At 64.9% G+C, this 12,776-nt stretch carries 14 protein-coding genes; 6 read left to right on the top strand and 8 right to left on the bottom strand.

All coding sequences use genetic code 11. The features are described 5' to 3' along the window. Positions 1-27: 27 nt before the first annotated feature. The 7 genes from SynRS9909_RS11795 to SynRS9909_RS11765 all read right to left on the bottom strand — a co-directional run bounded on the left by SynRS9909_RS11795 (position 28) and on the right by SynRS9909_RS11765 (position 5,135). Positions 28-213 (bottom strand): hypothetical protein, encoded by a 186-nt coding sequence (locus SynRS9909_RS11795; protein ID WP_007101512.1) that lies wholly within the window; start codon positions 211-213, stop codon positions 28-30. Between the two features lie 10 nt (positions 214-223). Beyond that, positions 224-1,294 carry a DUF4912 domain-containing protein gene (locus SynRS9909_RS11790; RefSeq protein ID WP_007101513.1) on the bottom strand — a complete coding sequence of 357 codons (1,071 nt, stop codon included), beginning with the start codon at positions 1,292-1,294 and terminating at the stop codon, positions 224-226. Positions 1,295-1,455: 161 nt separating this feature from the next. After that, positions 1,456-2,217, bottom strand: coding sequence for a phycobilisome rod-core linker polypeptide (locus tag SynRS9909_RS11785; RefSeq protein WP_007101514.1), 762 nt, complete (start codon positions 2,215-2,217; stop codon positions 1,456-1,458). Between the two features lie 114 nt (positions 2,218-2,331). Continuing rightward, positions 2,332-2,952, bottom strand: a complete 621-nt coding sequence (locus tag SynRS9909_RS11780; protein WP_007101515.1) for a phycobiliprotein lyase — start codon at positions 2,950-2,952, stop codon at positions 2,332-2,334. 30 nt (positions 2,953-2,982) lie between these two features. Continuing rightward, a complete protein-coding gene (locus SynRS9909_RS11775; RefSeq protein WP_007101516.1) occupies positions 2,983-3,360 on the bottom strand; it encodes a hypothetical protein in 378 nt (125 codons plus the stop codon). Then, positions 3,353-3,994, bottom strand: coding sequence for an iron-sulfur cluster biosynthesis transcriptional regulator SufR (gene sufR, locus SynRS9909_RS11770; RefSeq protein ID WP_007101517.1), 642 nt, complete (start codon positions 3,992-3,994; stop codon positions 3,353-3,355). Before sufR ends, SynRS9909_RS11775 begins: the two co-directional genes overlap by 8 nt. Before the next feature lie 67 nt (positions 3,995-4,061). Further along, positions 4,062-5,135: a class I fructose-bisphosphate aldolase gene (locus SynRS9909_RS11765; RefSeq protein ID WP_007101518.1), complete on the bottom strand. Its 1,074-nt coding sequence runs from the start codon at positions 5,133-5,135 to the stop codon at positions 4,062-4,064. Between the two features lie 256 nt (positions 5,136-5,391). On the opposite strand from SynRS9909_RS11765, the gene SynRS9909_RS11760 reads away from it, so the two are divergent. The 5 genes from SynRS9909_RS11760 (at position 5,392) to SynRS9909_RS11740 (ending at position 10,536) form a co-directional block, all read left to right on the top strand. Beyond that, positions 5,392-5,751: a ferredoxin-thioredoxin reductase catalytic domain-containing protein gene (locus tag SynRS9909_RS11760; protein WP_007101519.1), complete on the top strand. Its 360-nt coding sequence runs from the start codon at positions 5,392-5,394 to the stop codon at positions 5,749-5,751. 5 nt (positions 5,752-5,756) lie between these two features. Next, positions 5,757-7,199 (top strand): Fe-S cluster assembly protein SufB, encoded by a 1,443-nt coding sequence (gene sufB, locus SynRS9909_RS11755; RefSeq protein WP_007101520.1) that lies wholly within the window; start codon positions 5,757-5,759, stop codon positions 7,197-7,199. A gap of 69 nt (positions 7,200-7,268) precedes the next feature. Next, positions 7,269-8,057 (top strand): Fe-S cluster assembly ATPase SufC, encoded by a 789-nt coding sequence (gene sufC, locus SynRS9909_RS11750; RefSeq protein ID WP_038001071.1) that lies wholly within the window; start codon positions 7,269-7,271, stop codon positions 8,055-8,057. A gap of 2 nt (positions 8,058-8,059) precedes the next feature. Beyond that, the gene (locus tag SynRS9909_RS11745; protein WP_038001073.1) at positions 8,060-9,238 is read left to right on the top strand and encodes a SufD family Fe-S cluster assembly protein; all 1,179 of its coding nucleotides are present in this window, start codon (positions 8,060-8,062) and stop codon (positions 9,236-9,238) included. Further along, positions 9,235-10,536, top strand: a complete 1,302-nt coding sequence (locus SynRS9909_RS11740; RefSeq protein ID WP_007101523.1) for a SufS family cysteine desulfurase — start codon at positions 9,235-9,237, stop codon at positions 10,534-10,536. Before SynRS9909_RS11745 ends, SynRS9909_RS11740 begins: the two co-directional genes overlap by 4 nt. Positions 10,537-10,581: 45 nt before the next feature. Here SynRS9909_RS11740 and SynRS9909_RS11735 read toward each other — a convergent pair whose 3' ends face one another. Then, the gene (locus tag SynRS9909_RS11735; protein ID WP_007101524.1) at positions 10,582-11,601 is read right to left on the bottom strand and encodes a metallophosphoesterase; all 1,020 of its coding nucleotides are present in this window, start codon (positions 11,599-11,601) and stop codon (positions 10,582-10,584) included. A 65-nt stretch (positions 11,602-11,666) separates the two neighbouring features. On the opposite strand from SynRS9909_RS11735, the gene mtnA reads away from it, so the two are divergent. After that, positions 11,667-12,773 (top strand): S-methyl-5-thioribose-1-phosphate isomerase, encoded by a 1,107-nt coding sequence (gene mtnA / locus SynRS9909_RS11730; protein WP_007101525.1) that lies wholly within the window; start codon positions 11,667-11,669, stop codon positions 12,771-12,773. The last annotated feature ends 3 nt before the right edge of the window (positions 12,774-12,776 follow it).

Here is a 12,776-nt window from a genome sequence, read left to right as displayed (position 1 = left end):
GCTGGTGCTCCTTGGCTGGAGTGATGCTCAGTGGGGCATCTCAGCGGTGCGCAACATCGCCACGAACCAGAGGCTGCTCAGCACCAACGCCACGGCCACGCCGGCGCCGATGCCGACCCGGGCCATGGTGAGGGGCACCACGATGGGAAAAGCCATCGCCCCCGCTAGGGGGGTGATGGCCACGAACCAGCGCAGGGCTGTGGTTGAGTTCATGCCCACCGCGTCAGAACCACTCGGCTTTGGCTTCGCTGGCGGGGTTGCTGTTGTCTTCCGGGGTGACGCGCTCAAAGTTGAGGGTGATGTTGCGCTTCTGCTCACCATCGGCTGCGGTGGCTTCGATCGCATACACCTGCTCGCCATCACGGAAGGGCACCTGGATGCGGAAGGTGCCGTCGCTGGACAGGGGCACGTCTTCACCGCCGATGGTCAGGCGGGCTGAGGGATCGGTGGCGCCATACACAATCAGTTCCGCATCGGCCACGAGCCAGAAGGCACGCTGACGCGGGGCGACGCCGCCCAGACCGGAGTCGTTGCGGCCGCTGGCCCACAGGCCGGCGCCGGATGCGTTGAGTCCGTACTGATCGGCTTCGTTGCGATCGCGCTCGTGCAGCACCTCGGAACCGACACGACGGCTGCGGAAGTGGGTTGTGGCGCTCTGGTACAGACGTTCATGCAGGCCGCTGTCGCTCGGCTCGATTGGTGCCACCGGCGTCGGCTGGGCCACAGGGGTGGCATCGAGGCTGAAGGGCACGAACTGATCAAGAATCTGATCGCTGGGGTGCAGAGCGGGCACCCGGGCCACTGAGGAGAAGGCGAGGGAGATCCAGGTGCTGCCCTGGCGGTAGCCCAGCTCGACGCGGTAGTCGCGATCGCAGAGAGGAACTGGCAAATACCACTCGGTGCTGTGGCTGTCGACCGGCACTTCCTGCAGGGTGTGGGGATGGGCGCTGCCGTCCTGAATGCCCGTCACATCGGCGAGCCGCAGGCTCAGGTGGGCGGCACCGTCGCTCTGGGCGCGGCGGCGGTCGCTGTCGGAGATCTCCCAGAACACATAGGCCCACTGGGGATCGCGGGGCAGGAACACCACCCGGGTGTTCGACTCCGGCTTGGAGGGCGCATGGAGCTCGGCTTCGATCGCCTTGAGGTCACCGCCGCGACGCTCCTGCTTTTCGGCAATGGCCGACACCAGGTCTTCCTTGCTCTTGCGGCTGTAAAGGGTCACCCCGAGATCGCTGGCCATCTGGCGCAGTTGACGCAGCGTCAGGCGGGCCAGGGAGGAGAGGGCTTGCGTCACGGAGAGAATCTCCAGGTTTCTTTGGGATCAGTTTGCGGCAAAGATCCGGATTGCGTTCACCGCATTCCCTTGCGGTCAGCATCTTCTGACCACCTGGTCTGCGGCGCTGATGCCAAAAAAAGCGGGGGTCTGGGCCCCCGCGAATGCCATGGTTGCGCCGATCAGCGGCCGACGCTGCGGTACGGCACTTTGGCCATGTAGTCGATGCTGGCTGAGGAGGCAGCGGACGAGCTGGTGCGCATGGCGGGGAGGCTGCGCACCCAGGCCATGTAGTCCTCGGGGTAGCCGCCGCGGCGCTGGGCTGCGCGGGCGGGCAGCGACTTGGCCGAGCCGGTGTAAACGATCTGGGGGAAGCCGAGGATGCCGCGGTAGTAGGCGTCGTAGCGGGGCGAGGTGATGTTGAAGGGGGTTTCACCCACCTCACGGGAGCCCACCACCCGGTTGCGGTGATACGGCACGGTGTCGTAACCGAAGGCCTCCATGTATTCCTCACTGTTGAGGATGTCGTCGACCATGCCCCGCACACCCCGGGTCATCAGCACGGCTGACCAGGCGATCTCCTCCGACTGGCCATGGGTGGTGCGGCCCAGAAGCTTCTCCACCAGATGGCGTGCCACCTTGTAGTTGCTGTTGAGGTTGTAGAAGCTGCGGTTGAAGGTGTCCGAGAGGCAGAGGGAGCGGATGAAGTCACGCACGGTGATCTGCCCTGTGCGCAGCTGGGATTCCAGCGTCCGATCCCGATCCACTTTGAAGGCGTGGAAGAAGATCTGGCGGTAGGCGGCCTCGATCACGAAATTCTGATCTTCCCGGTCCATGGCCTTGTCCATGGACACGGCCTTGGGATCCTCGTCCGAACCCACGCGATAGGCCTCCACGCGGGAGTTCTGCGTTGTGGGCGCGTACTTCAGAAGGGGAAGGGCCACGCGAGCTACAGCAACCGTCGTTGGCGATCGTAGAAGTAGGGCTTGGGGAGGCCCTGGCTGGAGCGCGCAGCACTCACAGTCCGTAATAGTCGTCGCCGTGGCGACAGGTTGGGCTCACCAGCCCAGGGGTGAGAGCGCTGCCGACGTCGTGGTCGTCGCTTCACTCCCTGCAGCTTCATCAGCGCGCGTGTCGGCCGGATCGCTGTCGCTGACCCGCAGCTCCAGGCAGAAGGAGGCGTTGTTGGAGAGCCCCTCCACCGTGCTCGAGCGCAGGCGCACATCCGGGCCGGCAAAGCTGAAGCGCTCCCACACGCTCATCGTTTCGTAGTCGGTGCTCAAGAGCAGGCCGTCCAGCTCGTCCATCCAGAAGCGGGAGGTGGCCGGGGCTTTCTCCGCGTAGCCCAGATCCCTGAGCAACACACCGGAGCGTCCATCGGCCCCGTCGGGGATCAGGCCGATCACGCTTTCGCCGTCGTGGGCCTCACCCTCCTGATCCCAGGCCATTGAGGCGCTCCAGCGCACCCGGCTGCCACCCACCAGCCGGTCGGGATCCTGCCCTTGTTGTGCCGCCATGGTGCGCAGGCGGGGATCATCGGCGCTGAGGTCGTCCACCACGATCAGCGAGCCGCCCGCCTCGGCGCGGCGATGGAGCAGGTGATGCACGCTGCGCTGGGAGCGCCAGCGGCCACTGCTCCGCTGAAAGAAGCTGAGGGCGTCGGGGATGACGAGGGTCATGGAGCGTCGCGGACGGGCGTCTCGGCCAATTCAGGATGATCGCAGCCGGTGGTGGCGTTCCGCTTCGGAGATCAGATCCTCCAGGGTCAGCTCCAGGGGTGTGCACTGACGCTGCTCCGCCAGTTGCTCGAGTTGACGGGCGGCGCTGGCGAACTGCTTGAGCAGCAGCTGCGCGAAGCCGGGATCACCCAGCAGGGGCGGTTGGCGTTGGATCCAGGTTTGTTGTTGCTCGGCCGAGGGCAGCGGTCCCCGTGGCGCGGCGCCGGCCATGTGTTGAAAACTGGCGAGGCAATGGGCGATCAGCCGCAGGTGATGGCGCTCCCGCATCGGTAGCTGGGTGGCATCGATTCGGGCGATCGCGTCGCCATCGAGAGGACTGGTTGTTCCTGCGGTTTCCGCATCAGCCATGGTGCGGAGTGATGCGGAAACCGCAGGAATGGCCCTTTTCCAGTCGCCAGTGCACCCGTTCCACCCGGCAGTCGGGGAAGGTGTGGCGGATCAGCTGGAGCTCCTGGTCGCACAGCGCCGGATATTCCTCAGCGATGCGTTGCACGGAGCAGTGGAATTCGCTCAGCAACCAACCCTGGCTGTCGGGATCGCGGCTGAGCTCGGTGACGTAGCCCTCCTGGCGCCGCAGGTCTGCAAGGGCTGCAATCCGGTCCTGCAGCGGACCGGAACCGACCCGCTGCCGGTAGCGACTCGCCTTTTCGAGCGTCTGCTGGCTGAGCAGGGACGCCATCGCTTCTGGCGAAAGGGTGGCCGCCATGGAATTGAGCAGACCGAGGGCGAAGTGTTCGCTGCCATCGGGGAAATGCTGCCGGCCGCGGCTGGTGAGGCACCAGAGGTTGGAGGGGCGACCAGGACCCACCGGCATCGGTTTCGACTCCACCAGGCCGTCGTCCTCAAGGCTGCGCAGGTGGCGGCGCATCGCCTGCACCGAAATCCCAAGCTGCTCCGCAAGATCGGCCGCACTCATCTCACCCTGCCGCAACAGCAGGGTGAGGGTGGTTTCACGGGTGGGAACCTGAGCGTGTGCGCCCATGGGTCAAGCGTCGTGCTCACACGATGCCACGCCATTTCGGCGGTTGACGGGTCCAGTCATGGTTGGATCAGGCGATGGTGACCTCGGGGCTCAGATACACGTCCTGAACCGCCTGGATCAGGCTGACGCCTTCAGCGCGCGGTTTCTGGAAGGCTTTGCGGCCCATGATCAGACCGCTGCCACCGGCGCGCTTGTTGATCACGGCGGTGCGGATCGCTTCATGCAGGTCATCGCTGCCGGAGGCGCCACCACTGTTGATCAACCCGATCCGGCCGGCGTAGCAATTGAGCACCTGGTAGCGGCAGAGATCCACCGGGTTGTCGCTGCAGAGCTCGCTGTAGATCCGATCGTCGGTCATGCCGAACGACTGGCCCAGGGCCTTGGCGACGGCCGGGTAGCCGCCGTTGTTGGCGGGCAATTTCTGTTTGATGATGTCGGCGCCGATGGTGACGCCCAGATGCACCGCCTGGCCGGTGAGGTCAGCGGAAAGGTGGTAGTCCGCCTCAGGCTGTTTGAAGATCGGATTGCGCAGGTAACACCAGAGCACTGTGGCCAGGCCCCTGTCGTGGGCGTGCTCGAACAGGGCGGCGATCTGCTGCAGCTCCCGGTTGCAGTCGTCGCTGCCGAAATAAATGGTGGCACCCACGGCCACGGCGCCCATGTCCCAGGCCTGGTCGACGGAGGCGAACAGAATCTGCTCGTGCACGTTCGGAGCCGTGAGCAGCTGGTTGTGGTTCAGCTTCACCATGAAGGGGATGCGATGGGCCCAGCGCCGCGCCACCGAACCCAGCACCCCCAGCGTGGAACAAACGGAGTTGCAGCCTGCCTCCACGGCCAGCTCCACAATCGCCTCGCTGTCGAAGTAGTCGGGATTCGGGGCGAAGGAGTGGGCGGCGGAATGCTCGATGCCCTGATCCACCGGCAGGATCGAGAGGTAACCGGTGTTCGCCAGGCGGCCACTGCCATAGAGCTGCTGCAGGCTGCGCAGCACCTGGGGGCTGCGATCGGAGAGGGCGAAGCGATCGACGACGTCGGGGCCGGGAAGATGGAGGCGTTGCTGATCGACCCTGGCGGGAGCCTGCAGGATCAGCTCGGCCTCGGGGCCGAGCCACTCCGCAGCGGAACGGTTCGCGATAGCCATGGGGTCAGTCTTGGGCGTTCACGCCGAAACCTAGAAACGTTGTTCTGTTCCGTCAGTGCCCAGACGACATGGGCCCGCGCACCGGGCCACACGGCGGCGGACCACGGGTGAGAATGGCGCGAGCCGTCGGTGGACGGACCTTTGCCCTAGGCTCCAGAAACGAAACACGAACGTTTCGTATTTGTTGGCCGGTCGATCGTCTCCGCCTCCATCGTTTTGGTTCTGCCCCAGCCATCCGCATTCCCGTTCGAGCCTCATGACCGACCCGTCCGCTGGAAACCCGGAACCCACGGCCGAAAGCCTTGAGGTGATCCGGAAATTCGCCGAAACCTATGCCCAGCGCACCGGCACTTATTTCTGCAGTGATCCAGGTGTGACCGCTGTGGTGCTCAAGGGTCTTGCCCGGCACAAGGACGAGCTTGGCGGTGCTCTCTGCCCCTGCCGTCACTACGAAGACAAGGAAGCGGAGGTGTCGCAGGCCTTCTGGAACTGCCCCTGTGTGCCGATGCGGGAACGCAAGGAGTGCCACTGCATGCTCTTCCTCACCGAAGACAACCCTTTCCGCGGTGATGCCCAGACCATCAGCACCGAGGAGATCCACGCTTCAGCGGGATAATCACCATGACCAGTGTCTCCACTCGCGATCTCGTCAGTCAGCCGTATAAATACGGTTTTGTCACTGATATTGCCACTGACAAAATCGCCAAGGGCCTCAGTGAAGATGTGGTGCGCCTCATCTCGGCCAAGAAAGGCGAGCCGGAGTTTTTGCTCAATTTCCGGCTCAAGGCCTACCGCCACTGGCTGACCCTCGAGGAGCCCGACTGGGCAGCGCTGGGATACCCGCCGATCAACTATCAAGACATCATTTATTACGCGGCGCCGAAGCAGCCTCAGGAGAAGAAAAGCAGCCTCGATGAAGTGGATCCGAAGCTTCTTGAAACCTTCGAGAAGCTCGGCATTCCTCTCAATGAGCAAAAGCGCCTCAGCAATGTGGCCGTGGATGCGGTGTTCGACAGTGTGTCGATCGCCACTACCTATAAAGAGAAGCTGGCGGAGCACGGTGTTGTGTTCTGTTCCTTTGCGGAAGCCGTGAAAGAACATCCGGAGTTGATTGAACGCTATCTGGGCACCGTCGTGTCCAGTAACGACAACTATTTTGCGGCGCTCAATTCCGCTGTTTTCAGTGACGGCTCCTTTGTGTTCATTCCGAAGGGCGTGGAGTGCCCGATGGAGCTCTCCACTTATTTTCGGATCAATTCCGGCGATACCGGTCAGTTCGAGCGCACCCTGATCGTGGCCGAAGAAGGTGCATCGGTGAGTTATCTCGAGGGTTGCACCGCGCCGATGTTCGACACCAACCAACTGCACGCGGCTGTGGTGGAGCTTGTCGCCCTCGATGACGCTTCCATCAAATATTCCACCGTTCAAAACTGGTACGCCGGTGATGAGAATGGTGTGGGCGGTATTTACAACTTTGTGACCAAACGCGGGCAGTGTCGAGGTGCGCGCAGTCGCATCAGTTGGACCCAGGTGGAAACTGGATCAGCCATTACCTGGAAATATCCCAGTTGTGTGTTGCAGGGTGCCGACTCCGTTGGCGAGTTTTACTCCGTGGCGCTCACCAACAACTGCCAGCAAGCGGATACCGGCACCAAGATGGTTCACGTGGGGCCGCGCACACGTTCCACGATCGTGAGCAAAGGCATCAGCGCTGGTCGCTCCAGCAACAGCTACCGCGGCCTGGTGCAGATGGCCCCCTCGGCCAAGGGGGCTCGCAATTACAGCCAGTGCGATTCGATGTTGATCGGCGACCAGGCGGCAGCCAACACCTATCCCTACATCCGCTCGCAGCAGCCCCAGGCGGCGATTGAGCATGAGGCCAGCACCTGCAGAATTTCAGAAGACCAGCTGTTTTATCTGCAGAGCCGTGGCATCGGCTTTGAAGAGGCGGTGTCGATGATGGTGAGTGGCTTCTGCCGCGATGTCTTCAATCAGCTGCCGATGGAATTCGCCGCTGAGGCCGACAAGCTGCTCGCTCTCAAGCTCGAGGGTTCGGTGGGTTGAGGCTTGGCCTGAAACCACTTGTTCTCCATTGCTTCCCTATCAGTCCCTCCAGTTTTCTGCTTCCCCGACGTGATCCGACCCGACGCTGAGTTGCTTCTCGAGATCTCCGATCTTCACGCCTCCGTGGAGGATCAGCCGATCCTTAAGGGCGTCAATCTGCAGGTGCGTGCTGGTGAGATCCATGCCGTGATGGGTCGCAATGGCAGCGGCAAGAGCACCCTGTCCAAAGTGCTGGCAGGCCATCCCGCCTACCGGGTCACCGCTGGAACGGTGCGCTATCGCGGCCGCGATCTGTTTGAACTGGAGCCGGAAGAACGCGCCCGATTGGGGGTCTTTCTCGGCTTCCAATACCCAGTGGAGATCGCCGGTGTGAGCAACCTGGAATTTCTGCGGGTGGCCACCAACGCCCGGCGTCAATGCCGGGAGCTGGATGAGCTCGACACCTTCGAGTTTGAAGACCATGTGCGCGAAAAGCTCCAGGTGGTGCAGATGGATCCCGCCTTCCTGGAGCGCAGCGTCAATGAAGGCTTCTCCGGCGGAGAGAAGAAGCGCAATGAAATCCTTCAGATGGCTTTGTTGGAGCCGGTGGTGGCCATTCTCGATGAAACGGATTCCGGCCTGGACATCGATGCGCTCCGCATTGTGGCGGCTGGAGTCAATCAGCTGGCCGGTCCTGATAACGCCACGCTGTTGATCACCCACTACCAGCGTTTGCTGGATGAAATCACCCCCGACTACGTCCATGTGATGGCGGCTGGGCGGATCCTCCGCACCGGTGGTCGGGAGCTGGCCCTGGAGTTGGAACAGACCGGTTACGACTGGGTCGACCGGGAATTGGCCGCACAGGGGGTGGCCTGACGATGACGCGCACAGTGCTCGCGCCGGTGCAGCAGCGGGGCAGGGAGGCCCTCGCACGGATGGGGCTCCCCACCCGACGTGAGGAGGCCTGGCGACTCACCGACCTGAAGCGGTTGGAGGCGTTGACCCACCTGCCCCTCAGTGCCACCCCCACCCCAACAGCTTGGCCTGACCCGGCACCGTCGGTGTTGCGGCTGGTTCTCGATGGCGTGGGCGATCCACTCGAAGGGGTGTCCCTGCCGGAGGGCGTGCGGGTTCTCCAACCGGCTGAGCTGGAGCAGGCCCTTGGCCACACGCTCGATCGCTGTGCCTGCGCGGCTGACTGGCCGGTGGAGTTCAATCACGCTTCGGCCCGGCAGGTGCTCGCTCTGGGCATTCGTGGAGCCGTACCGCCCCTGGAGCTGGTGATGGCCGGTGGCGATGGCCTCACCGCGACCCGGGTGCTGCTCTTGCTGGAAGAGAAAGCCGAGCTGGAACTGCTGCAGGTCTGTCCCGGGGCGGGAGCCACGGCCCACAGCCATCTGCTCGAGGTGCATCTCGGTCAGGAAGCGACCTTGCGGCACGGCCTGATCGCCTGTGCCGATGGCCACCCCTCCCTGCTCGTCCACTGCGCTGTCGAGCAGGAGCCGCGCAGCTCCTATTCCCTTACTTCCGTGGTCAAGGGCTGGACGTTCGCCCGGTTGGAACCCCGTGTGGTGCAGGTGGATGGAGCCGCAAGCACCACCCTGCGCGGCCTGGCGGTCACCAGTGGGGATCAGCAGCTGGCCACCCATTCGGCCGTGCGTTTCAACGGGCCGGATGGCGGCCTTGATCAGTTGCACAAGTGCCTGGCCGGTGGTCGCTCCCACGCCATCTTCAACGGGGCGATTCAGGTGCCCCGCGAGGCTCAGCGCACCGATGCGGCCCAGCTCAGTCGCAATCTGCTGGTGTCGGATCGGGCCCGGATCGACACCAAGCCCGAACTCGAGATCGTTGCCGACGACGTGCGTTGCGCCCATGGCGCCACCGTGTCGCAGTTGCAGGACGACGAGCTGTTCTATCTGCAGAGCCGAGGGATTGCGGCTGCTGATGCGGCTGGCCTGCTCCTGCGCGGTTACTGCCAGGAGGTGGTGGATCAACTGCCGGCCACGGCCTCCGTCTGGCGGGTGATGGATGGTCTGCTGGCGGAGGTGACGTCATGATTGCCAGCGCCGATCGTTCTGGTGTCGATGCCTCGGCGCAGCGGGTGGCTCCGGTGATCGATCTGGCCGAGCGCACGCGCCCCGATTTCCCGATCCTGGCCCAGGCCACCCCGGATGGGACGCCCCTGATCTACCTCGATCACGCCGCCACCAGTCAGAAGCCCCGGGTGGTGCTCGAGACCCTGCAGCACTTCTACAGCGCTGATAATGCCAATGTGCACCGCGGCGCCCATCAGCTCAGCGCCCGGGCGACCGAATCGTTTGAGGCGGCGCGCACGATCACCGCGCGTTTCATTGCCGCCGCCAGCTCCCACGAGATCGTCTTCACGCGCAATGCCAGTGAGGCGATCAACCTGGTGGCGCGCTCCTGGGGAGACGCCAATCTCAAAGAGGGCGATGAAGTGCTCCTCACCGTGATGGAGCACCACAGCAACCTGGTGCCCTGGCAGTTGCTGGCGCAGCGCACCGGCTGTGTGTTGCGCCATGTGGGCCTCACCGAATCCGGCCGCCTTGATCTGGAGGATCTGCGCACCAAGCTCAGCGCGCGCACCCGGCTGGTTTCGCTGGTGCACATCAGCAACACCCTCGGCTGCTGCAATCCCGTTCCGGAGGTGGTGTCTCTGGCCCGGCAGCAGGGCGCGAAGGTGCTCCTCGACGCCTGTCAGAGCCTGGCACATCAGCCGCTGAACGTGGGCGCCCTTGGCGTTGATTTCCTTGTGGGCTCCTCCCACAAGCTCTGCGGCCCCACCGGCATGGGATTTCTCTGGGCGTCGGAGGCCCTGCTGGAGGCGATGCCCCCCTTCCTTGGTGGTGGCGAGATGATCCAGGACGTGTTCCTGGATCACAGCACCTGGGCGGAGCTCCCCCACAAATTTGAAGCCGGGACGCCGGCGATTGGTGAGGCGATCGGCATGGGGGCGGCGATCACCTACCTGCAGAGCCTGGGGCTGGAGACGATTCAGGCCTGGGAGGCCCAGCTCACCCGCCATCTGTTCCGCCGGCTCGAGGCGATCGACGGTGTGCGCATCCTCGGCCCCACCCCGGAGCAGCAGCCTGGTCGTGGCGCTCTCGCCACTTTCTTGGTGGATGGGGTGCATGCCAACGACATCGCCGCGCTGCTCGATTGCAGTGGCATCTGCATTCGCAGTGGCCACCACTGCTGCCAGCCCCTGCATCGCCTTTACGGCGTCACGGCATCGGCCCGGGCCAGTCTCAGCTTCACCACCACGTTGGCGGAAATCGATCGCTTCGCCGAGGAGCTGCAGGGCACGATCCGTTTTCTGCGGGAGCACAGCTGAACGGATCGCTGGGTTCAGCCAGCCCCAGGTGCCGGATTCGTTCGGCTACCGGCGGATCGATCGCACCTGAACGTTGCGGTTGAGGCCGCCGGCGCGGCCCATCAAGGTGGCGGGTAGGCGGCTCCAGGCCACGGGCTGGCCGCTGGTCACGGCGTAGGTGGTCTCCACCAGGGAGCTGTTGCCCCAGTGGATGTCGAGGGTGGTGTAGGTCTGCTGGGGAGGAATGTTCCCCTGGAGGAGCCGTCTGGGGCCGCTGCCCATCGCCCCCAGATGGATCAGATCCAGCTGGCCGCGCCGGGCGGGGAACCAGGCGTGCTGGTGGCCGCTGATGTAGGCCTGCACGCGGCCCTGCTCCAGCAGGCTCTGCACGGCTGCGGCCTGATCCAGGGTTTCGCCGGCACGGTCGCGCCCCTGGCTCACACCCACCAGGGGCAGGTGGCCCACCACCAGCCGCAGCCGTGCCTGGCGCGCTTCCGGGCTGGTCAACTGCTGGCGGGCCCAGCTGAGCTGGCTGGCGGGGATGCGGCTGGCGCTGGCATCCCACACCAGCCAGAACACATCACTCTGCAGGGCGCTGTAGTGAAAGGGAAAATCGCCCGCATCCACAAACCGCAGGCCGAGGGCCTGGCGCCGCGGCGTCCAGAAGCGGCGCACCGCTGCCCGATCGGCCTCAAAGCCGGGGGAGCCATCGTGGTTGCCGACGGCCGGCAGGAAGGGCAGGCCGGCCTGGCGGATTGGCGCCAGCACCGTGCGGGCAAAGCCCTCCCACATCCCATCCAGCTGGCCGGCGCTCAGGCCACGCTTCTGGCCGGCCACCATGTCGCCGGCGCACACCACCAGGGCCGGTTGCAGTGCCAGCAGCTGCCGGAGACCCTGGTTCACCTGCGGGATGTAGCTGCTGGAGCCGTAGCTGGCGTTGAGGTCGCTGATCAGGCCGAGGCGCAGATCAGGGGTGCGGTTGGGGGCCGCCGTGGCTGGCTGCTGTTGTTGCCCGAGCAGCCACCAGGCACCGCTGCCCGCGCCGGCGGCGGCGAGCTGGAGCAGCTGGCGGCGGCGCAGGGGCATGGGGCTGACGGGCGACTGGTGCGGTTGACGGGCAGCATGGAGCATTCGCCCCGGCAGCGCACCCCATGAAGATCGACGGCAAGCCCTGGCGCACGATCTGGCTGGAGCCCGATGGCGGCTCGATCGGGGTGATCGATCAGACCCAGTTGCCGCATCAGTTCACCACCCGCACCCTGCGCAGCTGCGATGAAGCGGCTGAGGCGATTCGCACGATGGTGGTGCGTGGCGCGCCCCTGATCGGCGTGACCGGTGCCTATGGGCTGATGCTGGCCCTGCAGGTGGATCCGAGCGATACGGCGTTGGCGGCCGCGTTTGAGCAGCTCAATGCCACTCGGCCCACGGCGGTGAACCTGCGCTGGGCTCTGGAGCGGGTGCGTGATCGTGTGGCGCCGTTGCCGCCGGCCGAGCGGGCCGAGGCGGCCAAGGCAGAAGCTGCGGCCATCGCCGAGGAAGACGTGGCCATGTGCGAGGCCATCGGCGAGCACGGCCTGGAGATCTTCAAACAGCTAGCGGCGGCCCGTCCGCCGGAGCGGCAGGATCAGCCCTTCCAGGTGCTCACCCACTGCAATGCCGGCTGGCTGGCCACGGTCGATTGGGGAACGGCTCTGGCGCCGATCTACAAAGCGCATCGCGCCGGCCTGAAGATCCACGTCTGGGTGGATGAGACCCGGCCGCGCAATCAGGGTGCCTCCCTCACCGTTTACGAACTGGGCCGGGAGGGGGTGCCCCACACCGTGATCGTCGATAACGCCGGTGGCCACCTGATGCAGCACGGTCAGGTGGATGCGGTGATCGTGGGCACCGATCGCACCACCCGCCGCGGCGATGTCTGCAACAAGATCGGCACCTATCTCAAGGCCCTCGCCGCCCACGACAACCACGTTCCTTTCTATGTGGCCCTGCCCGCCTCCACCATCGACTGGACGATCGACGACGGTGTGGCGGAAATCCCGATCGAAGCCCGCAGTGCCCGGGAGGTGACCCACATCCAGGGGCGCGTCGATGGCGGGCCGGCCTCCGGTGAGCTGGCCACCGTGCAACTCAGCCCCGATGGCAGCGAGGGCTTCAATCCCGCCTTTGACGTGACCCCAGCCTGCCTGGTGACGGCGCTGATCACCGAACGGGGCGTGGCACCCGCCAGTGAAGAAGGCCTGCGCAATCTCTACGCCTGATGC

The sequence above is a fragment of the Synechococcus sp. RS9909 genome (genome assembly GCF_014279595.1).
In the GTDB taxonomy this organism is placed as follows: Bacteria; Cyanobacteriota; Cyanobacteriia; order PCC-6307; family Cyanobiaceae; genus Synechococcus_C.
This window is presented reverse-complemented; position numbering and strand designations above follow the sequence as displayed.